The sequence below is a fragment of the Arthrobacter sp. UYCu712 genome (assembly GCF_040547005.1).
Classification (GTDB): Bacteria; Actinomycetota; Actinomycetes; order Actinomycetales; family Micrococcaceae; genus Arthrobacter.
This window is the reverse complement of the sequence record NZ_JBEPOZ010000005.1, coordinates 122943-141754: the sequence shown is the minus strand read 5'-3', so window position 1 is coordinate 141754 and position 18812 is coordinate 122943. Positions and strand designations below refer to the sequence as shown.

The 18812-nt window shown below is 64.5% G+C and carries 23 protein-coding genes; 21 read left to right on the top strand and 2 right to left on the bottom strand.

Going from position 1 to position 18812, the window contains the following annotated elements:
* Positions 1–29: 29 nt before the first annotated feature.
* The 12 genes from ABIB51_RS07325 to ABIB51_RS07270 all read left to right on the top strand — a co-directional run bounded on the left by ABIB51_RS07325 (position 30) and on the right by ABIB51_RS07270 (position 8575).
* A complete protein-coding gene (locus tag ABIB51_RS07325; RefSeq protein ID WP_354186934.1) occupies positions 30–443 on the top strand; it encodes a hypothetical protein in 414 nt (137 codons plus the stop codon).
* Entirely contained in the window at positions 346–891 is a 546-nt protein-coding gene (locus ABIB51_RS07320; protein WP_354186932.1) for a head-tail connector protein, read from the top strand. Before ABIB51_RS07325 ends, ABIB51_RS07320 begins: the two co-directional genes overlap by 98 nt.
* Complete coding sequence (locus ABIB51_RS07315) at positions 888–1250, top strand: hypothetical protein (protein WP_354186930.1); 363 nt, start codon at positions 888–890, stop codon at positions 1248–1250. The genes ABIB51_RS07320 and ABIB51_RS07315 overlap by 4 nt, the downstream gene beginning before the upstream one ends.
* Complete coding sequence (locus ABIB51_RS07310) at positions 1247–1519, top strand: HK97 gp10 family phage protein (RefSeq protein ID WP_354186928.1); 273 nt, start codon at positions 1247–1249, stop codon at positions 1517–1519. The genes ABIB51_RS07315 and ABIB51_RS07310 overlap by 4 nt, the downstream gene beginning before the upstream one ends.
* The gene (locus ABIB51_RS07305) at positions 1512–1961 is read left to right on the top strand and encodes a hypothetical protein (RefSeq protein WP_354186926.1); all 450 of its coding nucleotides are present in this window, start codon (positions 1512–1514) and stop codon (positions 1959–1961) included. The genes ABIB51_RS07310 and ABIB51_RS07305 overlap by 8 nt, the downstream gene beginning before the upstream one ends.
* 28 nt (positions 1962–1989) lie before the next feature.
* Positions 1990–2565 carry a hypothetical protein gene (locus ABIB51_RS07300; protein ID WP_354186924.1) on the top strand — a complete coding sequence of 192 codons (576 nt, stop codon included), beginning with the start codon at positions 1990–1992 and terminating at the stop codon, positions 2563–2565.
* Between the two features lie 111 nt (positions 2566–2676).
* Entirely contained in the window at positions 2677–3162 is a 486-nt protein-coding gene (locus tag ABIB51_RS07295) for a hypothetical protein (protein WP_354186922.1), read from the top strand.
* 65 nt (positions 3163–3227) lie between these two features.
* Complete coding sequence (locus ABIB51_RS07290) at positions 3228–3545, top strand: hypothetical protein (protein WP_354186920.1); 318 nt, start codon at positions 3228–3230, stop codon at positions 3543–3545.
* Complete coding sequence (locus ABIB51_RS07285; RefSeq protein ID WP_354186919.1) at positions 3538–5994, top strand: phage tail protein; 2457 nt, start codon at positions 3538–3540, stop codon at positions 5992–5994. The genes ABIB51_RS07290 and ABIB51_RS07285 overlap by 8 nt, the downstream gene beginning before the upstream one ends.
* Positions 5987–6745 carry a phage tail family protein gene (locus ABIB51_RS07280; RefSeq protein WP_354186917.1) on the top strand — a complete coding sequence of 253 codons (759 nt, stop codon included), beginning with the start codon at positions 5987–5989 and terminating at the stop codon, positions 6743–6745. Before ABIB51_RS07285 ends, ABIB51_RS07280 begins: the two co-directional genes overlap by 8 nt.
* A 13-nt stretch (positions 6746–6758) precedes the next feature.
* Entirely contained in the window at positions 6759–7850 is a 1092-nt protein-coding gene (locus ABIB51_RS07275; RefSeq protein WP_354186915.1) for a hypothetical protein, read from the top strand.
* The gene (locus ABIB51_RS07270; RefSeq protein ID WP_354186913.1) at positions 7847–8575 is read left to right on the top strand and encodes a hypothetical protein; all 729 of its coding nucleotides are present in this window, start codon (positions 7847–7849) and stop codon (positions 8573–8575) included. Before ABIB51_RS07275 ends, ABIB51_RS07270 begins: the two co-directional genes overlap by 4 nt.
* Here the strand turns inward: ABIB51_RS07270 and ABIB51_RS07265 are convergent.
* A complete protein-coding gene (locus ABIB51_RS07265; RefSeq protein ID WP_354186911.1) occupies positions 8572–8988 on the bottom strand; it encodes a hypothetical protein in 417 nt (138 codons plus the stop codon). The two genes, ABIB51_RS07270 and ABIB51_RS07265, sit on opposite strands and share 4 nt — an antisense overlap.
* 82 nt (positions 8989–9070) lie before the next feature.
* Here ABIB51_RS07265 and ABIB51_RS07260 point away from each other — a divergent pair, with 82 nt between their 5' ends.
* From ABIB51_RS07260 to ABIB51_RS07235, 6 genes are read left to right on the top strand one after another with little or no spacing between them, the layout of a single operon-like run.
* Positions 9071–11194 carry an SGNH/GDSL hydrolase family protein gene (locus ABIB51_RS07260; RefSeq protein ID WP_354186909.1) on the top strand — a complete coding sequence of 708 codons (2124 nt, stop codon included), beginning with the start codon at positions 9071–9073 and terminating at the stop codon, positions 11192–11194.
* A 54-nt stretch (positions 11195–11248) separates the two neighbouring features.
* Positions 11249–12640: a pyocin knob domain-containing protein gene (locus ABIB51_RS07255; RefSeq protein WP_354186907.1), complete on the top strand. Its 1392-nt coding sequence runs from the start codon at positions 11249–11251 to the stop codon at positions 12638–12640.
* 29 nt (positions 12641–12669) lie between these two features.
* Complete coding sequence (locus tag ABIB51_RS07250) at positions 12670–13086, top strand: hypothetical protein (protein ID WP_354186905.1); 417 nt, start codon at positions 12670–12672, stop codon at positions 13084–13086.
* Positions 13087–13093: 7 nt separating this feature from the next.
* Entirely contained in the window at positions 13094–13429 is a 336-nt protein-coding gene (locus tag ABIB51_RS07245) for a hypothetical protein (protein WP_354186903.1), read from the top strand.
* Entirely contained in the window at positions 13426–14241 is an 816-nt protein-coding gene (locus ABIB51_RS07240) for a hypothetical protein (protein WP_354186901.1), read from the top strand. Before ABIB51_RS07245 ends, ABIB51_RS07240 begins: the two co-directional genes overlap by 4 nt.
* Positions 14242–14562, top strand: a complete 321-nt coding sequence (locus tag ABIB51_RS07235; RefSeq protein ID WP_354186899.1) for a hypothetical protein — start codon at positions 14242–14244, stop codon at positions 14560–14562.
* 72 nt (positions 14563–14634) lie between these two features.
* Here the strand turns inward: ABIB51_RS07235 and ABIB51_RS07230 are convergent, their stop codons facing one another.
* On the bottom strand, positions 14635–15000 hold the full coding sequence (locus ABIB51_RS07230; RefSeq protein WP_354186897.1) for a hypothetical protein: 366 nt from the start codon (positions 14998–15000) through the stop codon (positions 14635–14637).
* A 775-nt stretch (positions 15001–15775) separates the two neighbouring features.
* Between ABIB51_RS07230 and ABIB51_RS07225 the strand changes: the two genes are divergently transcribed.
* The 3 genes from ABIB51_RS07225 to ABIB51_RS07215 all read left to right on the top strand — a co-directional run bounded on the left by ABIB51_RS07225 (position 15776) and on the right by ABIB51_RS07215 (position 18486).
* The gene (locus tag ABIB51_RS07225; protein WP_354186895.1) at positions 15776–16345 is read left to right on the top strand and encodes a hypothetical protein; all 570 of its coding nucleotides are present in this window, start codon (positions 15776–15778) and stop codon (positions 16343–16345) included.
* 53 nt (positions 16346–16398) lie between these two features.
* Complete coding sequence (locus ABIB51_RS07220; protein ID WP_354186893.1) at positions 16399–16755, top strand: hypothetical protein; 357 nt, start codon at positions 16399–16401, stop codon at positions 16753–16755.
* A 381-nt stretch (positions 16756–17136) separates the two neighbouring features.
* A complete protein-coding gene (locus ABIB51_RS07215) occupies positions 17137–18486 on the top strand; it encodes an ABC transporter substrate-binding protein (RefSeq protein WP_354186891.1) in 1350 nt (449 codons plus the stop codon).
* Positions 18487–18812 lie beyond the last annotated feature (326 nt).

Here is an 18812-nt window from a genome sequence, read left to right as displayed (position 1 = left end):
GCTTTCCAAACCAAAGAAGGAGCAAGGCAATGACTGAAGCAAACCCGATCATCATCATCGGCGGCGTCCGCTACCGCACGGAGGACGCGAAGCGCCTCGGCATCACTGCCAAGACGCCGAAGCCGCCGGCCACGGCTGCAGCAGCGGAAGCTGCCGCGGCGGCGAAGGCAGCGCAGGGGGCCGGGAACGGCTCGACTGTAGTGTCCACGGACTCCGCAGCTTCCGCTGCGGCAGCGGCGAAGGCAGCCGCCGACGAAGCTGCGAAGGCGGCGGCCGACAAGGCAGCCGCCGACAAGGCTGCGGCAGACCAGGCAGCCGCCGACGAAGCAGCGAAGGGAGCAGACAATGGCGCCACCGTATCTGGCAAAACTGACGGAGCTGGCGACAGCAACCGGGCTGCCGGAGCAAAGCCCAAGGCTGCTGCTCGCCCTCCAAAGAGCTAGCGACCGGTTCCGCGGAGCCGTCGGCCACCCCGTCCACCTCGTAGAGGATGACGAGATTTGGCTCGACGGCAACGGGACCGACACGCTGCTGCTGCCGGCGGCGCCGATCACCTCCATTTCGGTGGAGCTGGACGGCGCCGCTTTGGTAGCAGGCTCGGGTTACAAGATCAGCCGCCGGGCAGGCATCCTGCGCCGGGCCGGCGGCTGGCCGGACGACCTCGAAAACGTGAAGGTCACCTACACACATGGCTACGACGAGATCCCCGGCGACATCGCCGACGCAGTACTTGAGCAGGCGACGACCCAAGCACTCGTCCTCGCCCACGTCGGCGCCCAAGGCATGGGTCCGGCAAACATCAAGTACGAAGCAGCGGCGACCGTCGGCGTCACCCAGAAGTGGACTGACGCCGTGGAGAAGTACAACCTCGGCCGCGGGGACCGGTCGTGACCGCGGGAATGTTCCTGCCATTCGGCGGCGCGGTTGAACGGCTGCGCCGCCGGCTGGTGGTGGACCCGTACTCGCGGGAGCAGACGCAGGCGGACTGGACAGACCCGCTGCGGCTGAGCTTGGACGGAGCCTTCGTGGCGTCGTCCTCGGGCACCGCTCAGGTCAGCGAGGACCGCTCCTACATCATCACGACGAAGAGCCTCTACCTCACGGACGCGGGCGCCGACGTACTCGCGGGAGACCGGATCGTCTCCGCCGGGATCACCTACAAGGTGCCGACCAAGCCGGAGGCGGACACAAACCCGTTCACCGGCTGGCAACCAGTTCTTGAGATACCGCTGCAGGAGGTCACAGGGTGAAATTCAACAACGACTTCTTCAGCAAGCTCGGCCACTCGCCGGAGGTCACCGCGCTCTGCGTAAGCATTGCGGAGCGCGGCGCCGCCATCGCACGGAGCACCGCCCCTGTCGACACCGGCGACTACCGCGACGGCATCCACGTCGAGGTCGTGCGGGCGAATCGCAGGAACGTAGCCGTGATCAAGAGCGACGACGAGAAGACGATGTGGATCGAGTCGGAGACCGGCAACCTCGCCCGCGCTTTGGGAGCTCTGAAGTCCGGTGGCTAGCTCGGTCATTTTTACCGACGTCGAGCTCTTCCTCGCCCACCACATCAAGGACCGCCTCGACGCGATAGCAGCCGGCCCGCCAGGACTGCACCAGGCGCTGGCAGCCGACGTCTACGTCGGCAACCAGCACCCGCCTACCAGGCGCCCGAAATCCGTTGTCGTCCGCGACGACGGCGGACCGACCACCGGCATCGTCACGGCGCAGACCAGCGCAGGCTTCACGGTCCTCGCCGGCGACGACGACAACCCGGGCAAAGAGGCAACCGACCTCGCGCTCCTCGTCGCGGCGATCGTGGCCGGCAGTCCCGGCACGGAGCCCGGCAACCCGGTGGCGGCGGTCCTGACGATGAACGGCCCCTTCAAGGTCGCGGACCCGTCAGGGCAGCCGCGCCGGTATTTCACTGCGAGCCTCGCCGTCACCGGCGAGGAATTCACGCTCTAAACCCATAACCCAGCCTTGGAGGCATGCAATGAAAGACTCGTTTGGTAACGACGTAACAGCGGTCGGCGTACCGGTCACCGGGCATATGGGCGTCGCGCCCGCCGGCACAGCGCTCCCCACCCCTGCCGAAGGCGGCGCAGCGGAGTTCCTGCTCCCGCCCGCGTTCCTGCTCCCCGGCCTCCTCACCGAGGACGGAGGTTTTGAGTGGTCGATGGAAGCCGACGGCGACCCGATCGTCTTCTACCAGGAAGGCTTCTCGATCCCCTCCGGCCTCGCCAACGTCGAGCTCAAGGTCAAGTACGCCCAGACCGACGAGACCGTCCGCGGCATCATCCGCGGCCAGACCCCCGACGCCAACGGCTACATCGTGATCGACGGCGGTGGCACCGACAAGAAGTATGTCCTCTTCACCGAGGAAATCTTCAAGAACGGGACCATCCGACGTCGCGTGGCCGGCAACGCCTCCGTCGCCTCGGTGGCCGAGGACAAGTCTGAGCGCGGATCCGTGCTCGGCTACGAGGTGACCTACAAGATCGACCGCTCGCCGGCGCTCGGCAACGGCCATATCGGCGAATGGCTGCTCCCCCCGGAAGTCACCCCGTAACCAGCCCGCCCCGGGCAGGCCCCCAAACCTGTGGCCGGTCGACTCTTTGATGGGTAGTCGGCCGGCCGCAGTTCCACCCATCTGAAAACCCGTCAGGAATGAGACACCGGCATGAGCCCCACCAAAGCCACCAGCCCCGACGCCGCAGCCCGGCGCAGCGCAGCCGCAAAGAAGTCGGCCGCGACTCGGGCAGCCCGCAAAGAAGCCGCAGCAGCGCCCGCCGGCCTCCAGGTCACGGACCCGGCCAGCGTGATCACCGCGGAGCTCGCGCTCGGCCCCGGTGCCCCCGGGCCGAAGCCTAAGAGCATCGTCGTGGAGAACACGCTGAAGTGCCAGACCGTCGACGGCGAAATCAGCCTCAGCCTCCTGGTTCCGTACCCGAAGCTCAAGCTCCTCCTGACCCTCGAAGATGACAACATCGAAGAGGCCGAGATGGTCGACTACATCCTCGAAAATATCCTGAGCGAGGCGGACGCAGCGACGCTGAACGGGCTCTCTGACGGCACGGAGACCTTCATCTTCGCCATCGAGTGGATGACCGCCCTCGGCGAACGGCTCGGCAGCTCCGTGGGAAAATCCGGTCCCTCCTCAAGCTGATAGAGGAGCATCGGCCCGCCCTGACCTACGACTTCAGGCACCGGTTCCACCTGAGCCTCGACGACGTGGGGACCACAATCAGCTTCCCCGAAGCCGAGCACCTGATCGACGGACTCGCCCTCGAAATGGACTCGCACTTCGTCATGTCAGTCCAGGGCTGGAAATACCCGATGGGCAGACACGCCCTCTACGCAGCAGCGACCCTCGCCCGCGTAGTCGCCGTCACCCGCGGCAAGGGAGAACAGCCCCTCGACCTCGACCTGCCGTGGGCAACCGCGGGAGATAACTCGGACGTCACCCCAGAAGAACGCAAGGCCCTCACCGAGCAGCTGAGGGCACGTAGTGCCTTCGGGCAGAAACGGACGGAGGCACCCAGTGTCTGATCAGGTAGGCTCCGGCCAGGTAGCGATCGAGCCAAACTTCGTCGGCTTCCGTTCGAAGGTAAAGAAAGAAGTCGAGACGTCCGGCCGCGAAGGTGGCCGGACGTTTGGCTCCGCATTCAAGGGAGCCCTCGTCGGGCTCGGCGCCATAGTCGGGCTGGGCAAGCTGAAGGAGACCTTCACCGGAGCAATCCAGGGCGCAGGCAACCTGGAGCAGTCCGTCGGCGGCGTCCAGGCAGTGTTCAAAGAGAGCTCGGCCGGGCTGTTCGAATACGCCAAGGACGCAAAAACGAACCTCGGGCTGACGGCGAACAACTACCAGGAACTCGCGACCATCATCGGCTCGCAGCTCAAAAACGGCGGCATCGCCATGGATAAGCTCGCCCCCAAGACGCAGGAGCTCATCGGGCTCGGCGGAGACCTCTCCGCCCAGTTCGGCGGTTCCACCAAGGAAGCCGTCGAGGCCCTCTCCAGCGCGATCAAGGGCGAGCGTGACCCCATCGAGCGTTACGGCGTCTCCCTGAACCAGGCGAAGATCGACGCCGAAGCCCTAGCGCTCGGCTTCAAAAAGGGTAAAGCAGGCTTCGACACGCAGGCCCAGCAGGCAGCGACCCTGTCCCTCGTCATGAAGCAGACCGCCGACGCCCAGGGCGCGGCCGCCCGCGAAACAAACAGCTTCAACTCGCGCCAGGCAACCTTCAACGCCATCATCGCCGAGGGCAAAGCGAAGGTCGCCGGCGCCTTCCTGCCGGCCCTTTCTACGCTCTTTGGCTTCATGAATGAGAAACTGCCGGGCGCCTTCGACAAGGCATCCCTCCGGGCAGCCGCCCTCGGGGAGGGGCTCTCCTCGTTCCTCGCGAAGCTTTCAGCCTTCCAAGCCGGCATCGCGTCCGGAGCCATGACACCAGACCTCGTCAAGGCCCTCGGCATGGACCCTGCATCTGGCTTCGGCAAGCACCTAGCCACCGCAATCGGCGGCATCCGCGCCTTCAAGGCCTCCTTCGAAGCCGCGGACGGCGACATAACGTCGTCCGGTTTCGCTGGCTTCATGGAGCAGTTCGGCTACAACACCCGGCTGGCGCTCGACAACATCAAGGCAGCCGCCGGACCAGCCTTCGACGCGCTCAAGAGCGGCGACTTCTCGCAGCTCCGGCCAGCCCTCGATGGCTTCCTCTCCATAGCGAAGCCCGCCGGCCCGATCCTTGTCGAAGTAGGCAAGGCCCTCGGCAAAATGTCGGAGGAAATCGGCAAGCTCATCGCCGGAGCGCTACCCCTGATAAAGCCCCTCCTCGAGGGAGCTACGCAAGCAATGACGTTCCTCGCGGAGCACACCGAGATCCTGACGGCCATCATCATCGCGGTGGCAGCCGGCATGGTGATCTGGAGGCTCGCGCAGATCGCCGGCAACATCGCGGCGCTCGCGTCCGTACCCGTCATGGCGGCGCAGGCAGCGTCCAACTTTGCACTCGCCTCGGCGATGCGCGGGGCGACCGCGGCGCAGGCCACGAACACCGTCGCTACGACCGCGGGCACCACGTCCCGCGTGCGGGCTGTGGCGTTGATGGTGGCGACGGGAGTGGCCACGGCCGCAATGAAGGTTGCTCAGCTCGCAGGAGCAGCCGCTCTGGGCATCGCGACCGCAGCCCAGTGGGCATGGAACGCGGCAATGTCGGCGAACCCGATCGCTCTGGTCATCCTCGCCATTGTGGCGCTGGTGGCCGGACTCATCTGGTTCTTCACCCAGACCGAGCTGGGCCGGCAAATATTCGCGAACGTATTCGCCTTCATCCAGGGCATTGTGCAGGGCCTGATCGACTGGTTCAACAACGTGCTGGTTCCCACGCTCGCGATGGTGTGGGCAGCGGTCGGAGCCGGCCTCGCGGCCGTGGGCCAGTTCTTCGCCGACACCTGGAACAACGTAATCGGCGGCGTCGGCGGATTCCTTGCCGGGCTCATGCAGTTTTTCTACGAGCTCCCGGGCAAAATCCTCGAAGCCCTCGGCAACCTCGGAACGCTGCTACTCGACGCCGGTAAGGCCCTCATCCAGGGCTTCATTGACGGAATCAAGGGCATGGTTTCCGGCATCGGCGACGCGGTCGGCGGCGTGCTGGACTTCGCGAAGTCCTTCTTCCCGCACTCGCCCGCGAAGCGCGGACCCTTCTCCGGCAGCGGCTACACCAGCCACTCCGGCAAGGCCCTCGCGACCGATTTTGCAGACAGCATCGCAAAGGAGCAGGGGACCGTCGGAGCAGCTGCTTCCAAGCTCATGACGGCCGCGGCACTGACAGGCACTGTCACTACGTCCAGCGCTGCAGCAGGCGCCGGCGGGCTCGGCGGCGGGGCTGCCCCGATCAGCGTCACCATGCCGATCACGGAGCGCGTACACCCGGCGGACCTCGCCCGGGCGCTCGACAACCGGCTCAACAAGAAGATGAGGAGACTCAATGCCTAACGGCGATCTACACATCGCGGTCGGCGGCCTCGACTTCTACGGTCGTCCCGGCCTCGGCCCCTTTGCCATCACAAGCAAAGGGATCGACGGCTGGGACGACGGCGTCACGATGCGCGGACAGAAGGCAGCCCGGCCCGGGGCTGCCGGCTCCTACCGGCTCAAGCGATACCAAGAGTCGCGGACGGTAACCCTCGACGGGATCATCCTGGCCGGCAGCGCGGAGGAGCAGGAGGCCCTCGGCCTGCAGATCAGCGGCCTCCTCGCCCACGGCGACGAGGGACGCATCCAGATAGAGAAGAACGGACTCATCCAATGGGCGCTGGCGACTATCGACGTCTCCAACGTGAACCCGCACGCCGCGGGCTTCTACTCCGACTTCCAGATCGTCTTCTGGTGTGCGGATCATCGGAAGTTTGGCGAGTTGCGCACCGTCCCGCTGGCACCGGGGACACCGGCGAAGCTGATCAACCGCGGCAACTTCAAAGCCTCTCCGGTCGTGGAGATCGACGGCCCGCTCGCGGCAGGCTTTAGCATCACCCACCCCGGCGGGCAGTACATCGCGACCGGAGCCATCGGCGCCGGCGACAAAATCCGTGTCGACTTCCATACGGCCCGGCTCCGGCTCAACGGCGACGACCGCTCCGATCTGATCCTGCAGGCGCAGACCTGCACGGTCCCGGCCGGGCCGATCACCCAGTTCAGCATTTCCGGCGGCGCCGGCCGCGTCGAAGTACAGGACACCTACACCTAAAAGGAGCACCCGCATGGGCAAGCTTGTCTGGTCCGTTGACACGCACACCGGGAAGAAGCTGGGCCTCCTCGCCCCGACGGAGGCAACGTGGGCCAGAATGCAAAACGCCTCCGGCGCCGGCGAAGCCTCCTTCTACGTCGGCGACCGCGACTCCGAAGGTTTCCCGGGCAAGTACCTGACGGAGCCGGCCTCCCGCACCCTCGTATTCGAGGAGGACGGCGTGCCCCTCTACGGCGGCATCATCTGGGTGCAGGACTACGACCGAGACGCGGCTACTGTGACCCTGACTTACGCGGATCCTTGGTCGATCTTCGGTAAGCGCATGATGTGCGCTTACTCGAACGCGGGAGTGGAGAAGGAAGCGCCTCTGGTTTACGGCCCGCTTTCCCTCGAAACACAAGTGAAGCGCGTCATTCAGCAGGCGACGGCCGGGGCGACATTTGAGCTGCCGCTCGTGCTGCCGGCCGATATCCCAGGCGTCCACACGTACACCTATCAGAACTACCACCTGCTCAAGGCGCCGGACGCTATCAAAGTGCTGATCGAAACCAAGTACGGCCCGAACACGGACTTCCTACCCCGGTGGCGCCCCAGCGACCCAACATTCTTCGAGTGGGAGGTGTCCATTGGAGTCCCGGCCCCGGGCCTGCTCGTGTTCAACCCCACCGCTGAGGAATCGGGCGTCTCGGGGCTCAAGGTCACCAGGGACGCCCAGAAGGTAGCGAACCACGTTATCGCTACCGGTCAGGGGACCGAAGCCGACATGCTCACCAAGGCAGCGATCCACGGCGCCTCGCCCTACCCTGCGCTCGTCAAAACCGTGGCATTCCCCGCCGTGGAGGACCCCGCCAAACTGCAGGCCCTCGCGGACGCCGAGCTGGAGCTCTGCAAGGACCCTACTGCGCAGTGGTCCTTCAGTATCCGGACAGGCAAAGAGGAGGGCGAGCACCAGGCGAACCAGCTCCGCCCGGGCATCGGCGTGCGCGTCAACATCCAGGGCGATCCCTGGCTCGATGACGGCACCACCCACCTTCTCCTGATCGCCTATTCCGGCGATCTGTCCCCGTTCGTTGATTTGCAGTTCCAACCAGGAGTAGTCGGATGACAAAGATAGACCACGTCGGCCGCGACGAGTTCGAAGAACTCGTCCGGCGCTTCGACGCAAGGACCTACGCCACGCCGCTGAACCGATCGTCCGTCTCCGGCGGGATGCGGTTCTACGGCACCGGAAAGCTCCGGATTGAAAACGAGGGACTGGAAGTCACCGGCACCGCGGAGATCATCGGGCGACTCCTCGCCAGCGGAATCATCGACTTCGAGGGCGAAGTGAACATCAGCGGACCCCTCGTCGTCCGAGACGGCGGCAGCATCACGGTCGGCGGGATTGAGTTTCACCCGGACGGCTCCGCGAAGTTCGGCACCCTGACAATCGACCCGTCCGGGAAGATCACCACCGGAACCGCGGAGATCAACCCGGACGGCTCCGCGACGTTCGGGCAGTTCAAGATCGCGGCCAACGGAGACCTAACGTCCGAGGGATCGTTGGACATCAAGGGCCCGGCAACCCTGAACAACGACCTGACGGTAGCGGCGGGAAAGAAGATCAAGCTCGGCGGCCTGACCTTGGAGAACACTGGCCTCGGCGGCGGGACAGTCAACTTCCCCAACGGATCCGTGTCCGCGTCGACACTCTTCGGAATGCTGATCACCTGCGTCAGCCAGATCGAGATCGCCGCGCCGGTTGTGAAAATCACCGGCATCCCGTCAACGACAGGCGTTACACCGAATGTCTACATCGACGGCTTCGGCAATCTGAAGAAGATCAACTAGCGGTCGGTGTTGTACTGCGTGCAGAGGTTTCGGCTGGCGTAGATAGCAACGGAAGCGGCGTTGTCGCCCTCAGCTTCAGTTGTTCCTGACATCTGGGCGATCTCGTTGTAGTTCTTGCCTTCGGAGAAGAGCGTGCAGGACGCGCCGCCAGCCTTCAGCAGGATCTCATCGGACGGGATGTCACCGCGCCAGACCTTCTTCACACCTTCGAGGTACTTACTCTGCGCCGATTCGTCGTCGAATTCGGGAGCCACGGACTCAGCCGGGGCGGGTGCTGCCAGGAGCGGGGCGATGCGCTGGTCGGCCTCCGTTGATGCCGGTGTGCTCGTCGTCGCCGGCTCAGTGGCGGCCGGTGCCGAGCACCCAGTGAGAGCGAGCAGAGCAATAAGGACGAGTCCCCCAAGTTTTTCCATGCGCTGAGTGTAGCGACACGGACCCCGAATTAATACATCAAGGCCCCTTAGAGGGCCTTTTTTCATGCCCAGGAGGCACCACATGGCAGCCGTACCAGTTACCGGCAACCTCAAGGATTTGGCCGGCGTCAGCCTAGGGGACCGAATCCCGGAACTCGTCTTTGAACTGGACGAGGACCTTGTCATCCTCGGGTCATCCACCCTGATCCCTGCCGAGCCGGTGAAGGTCACCCCCGCGGCTAACGGCACGTTCACAGTCAATTTGCAAGAGTCGCTGGGGACGAACCCGTACTCACCGTACAAGCTGACGATCAACTGGTCCTCTAACGGGTTGTCCCGGACGGTTACGCCGTCGTGGCGCATCGTGGTCCCGCCCGGTGGCGGCGCTATCGGTGACATGCTCGCCATTGTCACTCCGTCGCAGATCATCACCAGGGGCGTCCCCGGGGATGCCTCCCCGTACAGCATCGTGCAGGCCCTGGCAGCATCCTCCGGTCAGGCGCTAATCGTCAACCCGACGTCCAATTCTGCTCCCCGGGCACCGACCCCGGCCTGGACCGCCTACTACGGCGCTGGCGGCGGCGGCTTCCTCACGTTCGTGGAGGACGTCGACACCCCGTCGAAGGCGGGCTACGTCCGCATGACCTGGAACAACGACGCGACTGCGGCGTCGGCGAACCTCAAGCTGCCGCTCGGTGTCGCCACCCCCGGGAGGATGTGGGCCGGGATCGTCTCTGTGCGGTCTTCGGTGGCCACGGTGATGGGTGCGACCATCTACTTCTACGATGCTGGTGGAGCCCAGATCGGGGCCACGTACTACAACCGGTTGATCCGCGTCCCGGCGGGGATGACCGCGTGGACCGACCTCGAGGTTAACGGCGTGCGGGCCCCGGCTGGCACGGCCACCGTCCGCATCGGCGCGGCCATGAACAGCACGCTGAGCACTGTGCCCCTGGCGGGCCACATCGTCGAGGTCAGCGCCGGTATGCCGATGGAGTCCAACACAGTCCACAAGTGGCACGACGGTGACAGCCTGAATGCCTACTGGACCGGGCTGGAGAACCTTTCGCCGTCCGTGAAGGTGGACACCGAGCTGGAGTTCGCGGCACCCTTCACCAACGCTCCCGCAGCGGCGGGTGTCCGGGCCGGGCGCTACTCCACCGCGTACCGGCTCTACCTCCCGGAGGGTGCCGACATCGGCCCCATGCGGCGGAGGATCGCAGGGGCACTGGCCGGCAAGTACACCTACCGGGCAGCCGGCATGGGACACAGCATGATCGCCGGTCAGGGTGGCTCTCCGGGCGTGATCGACGACATGCGTCTGCTGCAGCTTCGAGCGGCTCAGGCGGGCCAGTCGACCCCCGGCATGGTCACGGCCTGGAACAACACCACTCCGGACGCCCGCATCACCAAGGATGCTGAGTGGTACATCACGGGCGGGCCCCGCAGCAACATGCAGCTGCACCTGAGCTGCGCCACTGCCGGCAAGTCCTTCACGGTGGCGTTCGATCACGCCGCGACGGTGGTCGACATCTACACCTTCGGCAACGGCTCGGCGGTCAGCTACAGCATCGACAACGGAACCCCGGTCACCATTACCCCGTCCGGTGCTTCGGCCATCCAGGTCACCACCGTTACGGGTCTGGCGAACACCACCCACACGGTGAAGATCACCAGCCTCAGCGCCACCACGGCGTACATCCTCGGCATCAGCCTGCGGAACGCCACCGGGCTGGAAATAGGCAACTTCGGTTACAGCGGTTCGATCGCCAACGACTGGATCCCCACCGGCTCCGGCACGGGGGCGAGCTTCTATAACGGGTACAGCGACATCGTTCACGGCTGGAAGGCCGACGGCGTCATCATCCAGCTCGGCGCCAACGAGATCATCTGGTCCACCGGCTCGGCCTCGCTGGTGACCAACCTCGGGCTGATCCTCGCCAACCTACGGACATACGGCAAGGACGTGCTGCTGGTGGTGGATCCACCGGTCTACTCCGACACCCGCACCACATGGTTCAGCGACTTCTACCCCAAGCTGTACGACGTTGCGGACGCGTATCAGGTGCCCCTGCTGGACCTGTCGGCGCACTGGATCAACCGGGGCATCGGGTCGGCTCGGGGGCTGTACTTCGACCAGTGGCACCCCAACCCCGAAGGCTATTTCGATCTTCACAGCGTGTTCGCCAAGGCGCTGCTGCCCTAATCCCATCGGAGGGGCCCCGCCATGGGGCTCCTCTTCCTACCCCTTGGAGGACACATGTCGCTGCCCAGTAACGTCAGCACCGGGAAGGTCAGCGGACAGTTCGTCATTGCCGTGGGCGACGGACCCGACCCCGAGAACCCCACCGTCACCTACCCCGTCCAGGGCACGGTCGAGTTCCAAGCGTCCGTGGACTACTGGCCCGACCCCACCGCCACCGCCCCCGTCACGATCCTGTCGGAAATAGTCGTCGGCATCCTGGACGGATCGGGACGGCTCTGCACGCCGGATCCGGGGGACGAAACGATCCCCACCGTGCCGTGGGTGAAGCTCATCGCCACCGACGACCCGGACCTCATGGCCCTGAACTGGACGTGGACGGCCACCTACAAATTCCTGCCCCGCAACGGACGCCCCGTGTCGCAGATACCGGCCCACAGCCTGGCCGTTCCATCTAATTCCGTGATCGACCTCGCGTCCGTGGTCAAGGTGCCCAGCTCCCCGGGCGTCGGCATCGACCAGGTGACGATCATCGCGGCGCAGGCCTTCGCCTCCGCCAATGCGGCGGCAGCCAGCGCCACAGCGGCAGCTAATTCCGCGACAGCCGCGGCGGGCAGCGTCACGGCGGCGAACACCTACACCGACCAGCAAGTGGCACTCCGGGCACTGCTGGCGCACACACACTTGTGGGCGGACCTGACCAACAAGCCGACCACATTCGCCCCGATCGTCGGCGCCACCGCCACAACCGCCAAAGCCGGTAACTGGTTCCCGGCATGGACCGAAGTGACGGCCAAGCCAGCCACATTCGCCCCGGCAGCACACACGCACCCGCTCAGTGACGTTACGGTCACGGAAATCCCGGACGCCGCCGACCTGGACACCTACGTAACCTCAGGCTACTACTCCCAAAGCCAGGTGGCAGATGCGGTATCCGGGCTGAACTATCCTCTGCCTCAGGCGGGGTTGCTGGAGGTCGTCACCTTCGGCGTGTTCACCTTCCAGTGGTACACCGGCTACGCCACCCAATACCGGAAGTTCTGGCGCACCAAGTACTCCACCTTCGCCTTCAACGCATGGCAGGAAGTCGCCCCGGTAGGCCACACCCACGCGGCGGCGACAGCCTCAGTAGCGGGCTTCCTGAGCACCACCGACAAGGCGAAGCTGGATAAGAACAGTTACGCCGGCGCAGCGGGCACGGTGGCGGTTGGCATCATCGCTGCCGGGGCCTCGACCTCGATCACGATCACCTACCCTGCCAGCCGGTTCAGTGTCGCGCCGATCCTGAACGTCAACAGCGGGGACGGCCGGGTCACCGTCGGGGCGATCACCGCCAACAGCGCAACCAGCGCCACCGTCACGCTCAACAACTACACCGCCGCAGCGTCCGTCGCAGCCACCGCGCAATGGCAAGCCCGGCAGATGACCAGCACGACCGCGGCCGGATGACCCCGGCCCACGAACTAAGGAGAAAATCCATGCGACATGCCCTGCTGAAACTCTGGCTCCGCGTTCAGGAACCCCGGGCGCTGTCAGCGATTTACTTCTTCGCCTACCTGGCCGTAACCGTACTCGGCCTGGCAGTCATGTCCGACCCGCCCCGGACGATCCAAGGCACCCTCGGGCAGACGCTCGTGGCGTGTTGGGCCGGGATGCTCGTGGTCGGCGGCGGCATCGGCGCGTGCACCGTACTACAAGGCGTCTGGTGGCTCGAACGGGCCGGGGCGATCCTCTGCATGTTCGCGATGGGCATCTACGGCACCGCTTACTGGGGAATCCCCATCAGCCAAGTCAGCCTCCGTATCGCCTCCATCTGCTTCGTCGTCTTCGCCATCCTCGCGTTCGCAGCCCGCCTCGTGAAAACCCGGCACTACGCCTACGACCCCGAAAAGTAGGTAACAGATGGACGGAACACAGATCCTCGTCGCGGTCCTCGGCGTCGTAGGCAGCAGTGGGTTCCTCGTCGCGCTCGTGAACGGCGTCGTGAAGGTTGCCAACGGCACCGCCGGGCGCGAGAGGATCCGCAACATCAGCATGAAAGAGCAGCGCAACGAGGCATGGAACGACGCCGAACGGGAACGGGACCGCGCCGACCTCGAAGCCCACAACCGGCGCCTGACGGAAGAATACGCCTCGGAGCTGCGCCGCGACTGCACCGAGCACGGCATGAGCGGCCGGGAACTCCGGCCCTGGCCGAAGCTCAAGAAACCCCCACCAGACAAGCAGGAGCAGCCATGATCAACCTGACAACGGCCCTAGCCAACTGGATACCCCAGGTGGCGGGCCGGTACCTCAACGAGGACTGGAACCCGACCAATCAGGGCTTCGGCGCGCAGTGCTGGGACGTCCCGGCGAACTGGGCCAAGTACCTCGGCCTGCCGGTCATCAGCACGAACGGCAAGGGCCGCTGGCCGGGCTGGGCAGGGAACATGTCCGACGCCTTCCCGCAGAGCGCGGCCATCGCCGCAGCGTACGAACTGCTCCCACCCACGGCCACTGTGCGGGGCGGCGACACGCTGGTCTGGGACGACTCCTACCCGGCGTGGTTCCCCAAGACCCACGTCGCCGTGGCCGTCCGCGACCTCGGCGCGCAGCTGCTCTGCATCAGCCAGAACAGTAGCGCCCCCCAGCCGGGCAACCCATACCCGCAGTGGACCACCGGGCCGACCATTCTCCAGCACCTGCCCCGCCGCGGGCTGCTGGGCATCATCCGGCCCCGCACCGGCATCAACCCGCAAGGCATCACCACACCATCCGAGGAGGATGAAATGTCAGCTGCAGGCGAAAAGGCCATCTTGGACCTTTTGACAGGCATGAACGAGAAACTGGACGCTGCCGCCACGGGCGATCAGTTCGGCACCGAGTTCGAGAAGAAGGTCAACATCAAGGTTGACGAGCTCGTGGGCAACGCCCAGAAGACCTTCTGGAACAGTGAGGAAGCCAAAATACGGATGCAGAACATGGACCCGGCGGAGTTCGCCGCGTCCGTCCCGGAAGATCAGGCGCAGAAGTTCGTCGACGCGCTGGCCGAACGACTGGGAGGTAAGTAGATGCTGGTCACCGCGATTCTCCGCACCGTCGTCCCGGCCCTGTGGGGCAGCCTCATCGCGTGGCTGATCGGTGTGCTGCCGATCCTCGCACCACTGGAGGCCGACCTCAACGGCCTGGCCAACATCCTGCTGCCCATCATCACCGCCGTGATCATCGGCGCCTGGTACGCCTTCTGGCGGTGGCTCGAACCGCGGCTGCCCGACTGGCTGACCCGCGCCGTCCTCGGCTCCGCAAAGACTCCCACTTACCTGGGCAAGCACACCGCCGCAGGCAACGTCACCGTCGCCAGTGACGGAAAACTCGTCGTCGACGGAACCTAAATCCGAATACGAAGCCCCGCCCTTCAACTCGAAGGGCGGGGCTTTCGTGTGATAACAGTCCCGGTGAATCCATCAATCTGGACGTAGATCGTTGTCCTTAGCTGAGATGTTGGTCGACCTGCGCGCATGAAGGACGGCTTTGAATCCCCGGACCCGGTTGGAATCGACCGTGATGTCGTCGCAATCCTCGAAAATGAACGCGGCGTTGGCTGCGGCCGGCTCCTGCGGAGCTGCGTTGTTTGCCGAATCGAGATGGCGGGCCCTGCGAATCCGATCTGCTTTCCCCATGAAGATCCCCCTAATTCTGTCGAAACCCATGTTGAGAAGTCCTAGCGCGAATAGGCAGGAAGCTGGAAAGACCCAAGATATTTCCCCGAAGAAGAGGTCCACGGCTTTACCGGCGAAGGCGTCTAAAAGAGCGCCGAAAATAGCAGTCATCGTGCAGCAGTCATGGGTTGGCTAGCCAACTCGTCAGGGCCGTGTCGTACTCTACGGATATGGCGTCAAGCTTCGCTTGATCACCGTCCTTGGGGGACGTCGCCATCTGCTCCCGCAACTGCACATACTCGTCATTCAGCTCTGACAGGCCCTTGGCCATGATTCCCCCACTTAGATTCAAAGTCTTTGTTACCCCCAAGAATAGGGCCACCCGTGTGCGTCCTTGCAGGGTGCCATTGACTTTGCTGTTGCAGCCGTCCTACCTTGGATCGTTCTGCTGGCTGTCCTATCCAAGCGCGGATCCAATCCAAGCCTGGTTGCACTACCCAAGCCGCCGGCTGGACGGTCTACCGGATCGCCCCCGCACTATTCCTCGGACCGGTGCGGGGGCGTTTTGGTGTCCGCGTCAGGACGGTTCTCACGGTGGAAGTGGTTCGGGCACCAGCAGGGGCCGGCCACTCCGCCAACGGATTCCTCAGCCTCAACCACCTCCGGGCATCTGTGAGCAGACACCGGACCGAGACCCGTCACCCGGCGCAGCGGCGGGATCCGAGGCGCGGGCAAGGCGTGAAAGCACTCCGGGCAATGGGACGTCGACATGCCGCAAGCCTACGGCCGGAGCAGGGGAAGGACCTACGGCGCCGGCGACTAATGCGAAAGCCCCTATCCTTAGCTTCCTTGGTGAGGGTGGGGCCGTTCGTGCGTCCGCACGGAATCGATGGCACCAGGATGGAGAGGTAGTCTGAGCACGATCACATACAGAATGGGGCACTCCATGGACAACCGGACACTCGAGATTTACCTGAGGGAGGTAGTGCACCAAGTCGAGGGAGCAGTGGTTGCTTCCGGCTTGCTCAAGCAGGCCCTCGAGGCGAAAGACATCGGGACGACGTTGGGATTCTCACAGAACTTCATGGCAACCGCCGCGAGCCTGTCCAAGTTGCTCTGGACGAATCCATCCCCCGTTAAACCAGTGTGGCTGGACATCGATGACGAAGACTACGAGGCGTACTGCAAGCACGCGGCTACTCGCTCCAAAAGCCTCCGGAAAGTCCTCAAGGTCACGGACTCGTCCCCTTTGAAGAGCAGAAAAGTTCGAAACTCGCTGGAACACTTCGACGAGAGGCTGGATGCCCATACGTTCGCAGGCAAACCCATCGTCGACCGCAATTGGGGTCCGCTGCACATGATGCCGTTCAAACGCGAGGACATCCTCCGGCATTTCGACCCACAGACCCTGACGCTCACCGTTCTATCCGAGTCAGTATCTTTCCCGGATCTCATTGCCGAGATGAGCCGCGTCGGCGCACGCGCCCAAACACTGCTGAATAATGACCGTCGGTAGGAAGAACGGCAGCTGATCATGCCATTCGGTGGTGCCGCGCATACGATGGCGCAATGGCATCCTTCACCCTCGACGGTGTGACGTATGAGTACCTCATGCCTGACCTGGACCACAGCCCGGACGACACCCACTCGTGGACGTACGGCCAGTACCCGAAGATCGTGGCGTCAGTCCTTTTGGCCGACGGCGGAACCGTCGACGTATACGCCCAGGCAGACCGCTGGAACCCCTCACAGATCCTCGTGTCCTGGCAGGACGACGACTACCGCCCACATTGGGCATGGATCCCCGCGGGGAACGTCCGCAGGGTCACCGACTCGGAGTGGGACATCGAGGAATACAGGCGATGCCCCGAGCACCTCCGCGGCATTCGGTGGGGGAGTAGGCCCCCCGGATTCCTGCCTGCCTGAGCTTCGATTTGGTGGCCTATTTGGTGGCCTATCCGCAAAATGACCACCAACATATGCGCACCACCCCACACCAAGAACCCCCCGGGATCCTGCGGTTTTCACATCACCCCACACCACCCCACGCGCCCGTTGTCCGGACTTAAAATCCGCGTGTTGTGGGTTCGAGTCCCACCTGGGGCACACTGGCGCTTCGGCACTCGGCCGCGCCCTCCGAACACCCCGGATCCCGGCCCTGGTTTCCTCTATGCAACGAGTGTTATAAGGATGTGACCCTAGTCACTTATGTTCGGGCCAATTTTGCATTAGCTTGAAGTTAAATCAGGAACACCTGATCTTTCGCATCAAAGGCCGTTCGCACCTTTAGATCGAGGAGATTCATAAATGACTTCACTCCCCCAGGTGGCGCCCCGCATCGCTAAGCTCACAGCGCTTAGCATCGGCGTCGCCCTTCTGGCTACGGCTTGTGGTGGCTCGTCCACCCCGACGTCGACAGGATCCGCCACCGCCAAGGCCGCAGGCATTGCCTGCCCGGCCCCGAGTGCGACCGGCAGCGCCACCACTGCCGCCGGCGCCGGCGGTTCAGTGCCAGCTTCCCCCGAGACCACCGAAACCGCGCTGAAGATCGGCTCGCTGCTGCCGACCACCGGTTCCCTGGCGTTCCTCGGCCCGCCCGAGATCGCAGGTGTCAACCTTGGCATCAAGGAAATCAATGACTCCGGCGGCGTGCTCGGCAAGCCTGTCGAGGTCACCCACCGCGACTCCGGTGACACGAAGACCGACATCGCCACCCAGTCCACCACCGCCCTGCTGGGCCAGGGTGTCGGCGCAATCGTCGGTGCGGCTTCCTCCGGTGTTTCCAAGACCGTGATCAACCAGATCACCGGTGCCGGCGTCGTCCAGTTCTCCCCGGCCAACACCTCGCCGGACTTCACCACGTGGGACGACAAGGGCCTCTACTGGCGCACCGCCCCCTCGGACGTGCTCCAGGGCAAGGTCCTCGGCAACTACATGGCTACCTGTGGGGCACAGACCGTTGGCATGATCGTCTTGAACGACGCTTACGGTACGGGCCTCGCCAAGAACGTGAAGGCAGCGTTCGAGGCAGCCGGCGGCAAGGTTGTCGCTGAGGAACTCTTCAACGAAGGCGATTCCCAGTTCAGCAGCCAGGTCGACAAGGTCATCGCGGCCAAGCCGGACGCGATTGCCCTGATCACCTTTGACCAGGCCAAGAGCATTGTTCCGCTGATGACGGGCAAGGGCATCAAGCCCACCCAGATGTTCCTTGTGGACGGCAACATGTCCGACTACAGCAAGGACTTCCAGGCAGGCACCCTGAAGGGCGCCCAGGGCACCATCCCTGGCACGTTCGCCAAGGATGACTTCAAGAAGAAGCTCCTGGCCATCGACCCGGCGCTGAAGGACTACAGCTACGCAGGCGAGTCCTACGATGCCGTGAACCTGATCGCACTGGCCTCCGAGGCCGCCAAGAGCACCAAGGGCACGGACATCGCCAAGCAGCTCAAGGCCGTCTCTGAAACCGGCGAGAAGTGCAACGACTTCCCGTCCTGCATCACCCTGCTCCGCAACGGCAAGGACATCGACTACGACGGCCAGTCCGGCCCCGTAACGTTCTCCGACGCCGGGGACCCGACGGAAGCCTACATCGGCATCTACGAGTTCCAGGATGACAACACCTACAAGCCGGCCAAGGAAGAATTCGGCAAGCTGTAAGCCGCTTCCCACCGACTAACAAGAGACCCCCGTCCGGTTCGGACGGGGGTCTTTTGCGTGCGGGGGAGGGGCACAGTACGGAGGGGCGTCACGCACAGCAGGCTTTGGGCGTGCCGAGGACCGTCCGACGCCGGAATTCCGGCTGCGCCCGCAGGGTGCCCGCCCATAACTCCGCGCCGCGTGACGCCGTCGCTGTTCTACCGGGGCGGCCGGTGGGACAAGCGCTGAGGGCGACGGAGGCAGGCGCCGACCAAGCCGCTGCGCAGACGCCCGGAGACGCTGCAGGGGCCCCCCGGAGTGCCCCAACGCTACGCCAGGCACGCAAA

Excerpts from the sequence above, each read along its gene's own strand:
- ABIB51_RS07225 (WP_354186895.1), top strand. The coding sequence starts at position 15,776 with ATGGACAACCGGACACTCGAGATTTACCTGAGGGAGGTAGTGCACCAA.
- ABIB51_RS07260 (WP_354186909.1), top strand. The coding sequence starts at position 9,071 with ATGGCAGCCGTACCAGTTACCGGCAACCTCAAGGATTTGGCCGGCGTC.
- ABIB51_RS07255 (WP_354186907.1), top strand. The coding sequence starts at position 11,249 with ATGTCGCTGCCCAGTAACGTCAGCACCGGGAAGGTCAGCGGACAGTTC.
- ABIB51_RS07325 (WP_354186934.1), top strand. The coding sequence starts at position 30 with ATGACTGAAGCAAACCCGATCATCATCATCGGCGGCGTCCGCTACCGC.
- ABIB51_RS07230 (WP_354186897.1), bottom strand. The coding sequence starts at position 15,000 with ATGACTGCTATTTTCGGCGCTCTTTTAGACGCCTTCGCCGGTAAAGCC.
- ABIB51_RS07215 (WP_354186891.1), top strand. The coding sequence starts at position 17,137 with ATGACTTCACTCCCCCAGGTGGCGCCCCGCATCGCTAAGCTCACAGCG.
- ABIB51_RS07250 (WP_354186905.1), top strand. The coding sequence starts at position 12,670 with ATGCGACATGCCCTGCTGAAACTCTGGCTCCGCGTTCAGGAACCCCGG.
- ABIB51_RS07275 (WP_354186915.1), top strand. The coding sequence starts at position 6,759 with ATGGGCAAGCTTGTCTGGTCCGTTGACACGCACACCGGGAAGAAGCTG.
- ABIB51_RS07300 (WP_354186924.1), top strand. The coding sequence starts at position 1,990 with ATGAAAGACTCGTTTGGTAACGACGTAACAGCGGTCGGCGTACCGGTC.
- ABIB51_RS07240 (WP_354186901.1), top strand. The coding sequence starts at position 13,426 with ATGATCAACCTGACAACGGCCCTAGCCAACTGGATACCCCAGGTGGCG.
- ABIB51_RS07295 (WP_354186922.1), top strand. The coding sequence starts at position 2,677 with ATGAGCCCCACCAAAGCCACCAGCCCCGACGCCGCAGCCCGGCGCAGC.
- ABIB51_RS07220 (WP_354186893.1), top strand. The coding sequence starts at position 16,399 with ATGGCATCCTTCACCCTCGACGGTGTGACGTATGAGTACCTCATGCCT.
- ABIB51_RS07235 (WP_354186899.1), top strand. The coding sequence starts at position 14,242 with ATGCTGGTCACCGCGATTCTCCGCACCGTCGTCCCGGCCCTGTGGGGC.
- ABIB51_RS07245 (WP_354186903.1), top strand. The coding sequence starts at position 13,094 with ATGGACGGAACACAGATCCTCGTCGCGGTCCTCGGCGTCGTAGGCAGC.
- ABIB51_RS07280 (WP_354186917.1), top strand. The coding sequence starts at position 5,987 with ATGCCTAACGGCGATCTACACATCGCGGTCGGCGGCCTCGACTTCTAC.
- ABIB51_RS07265 (WP_354186911.1), bottom strand. The coding sequence starts at position 8,988 with ATGGAAAAACTTGGGGGACTCGTCCTTATTGCTCTGCTCGCTCTCACT.
- ABIB51_RS07320 (WP_354186932.1), top strand. The coding sequence starts at position 346 with ATGGCGCCACCGTATCTGGCAAAACTGACGGAGCTGGCGACAGCAACC.
- ABIB51_RS07270 (WP_354186913.1), top strand. The coding sequence starts at position 7,847 with ATGACAAAGATAGACCACGTCGGCCGCGACGAGTTCGAAGAACTCGTC.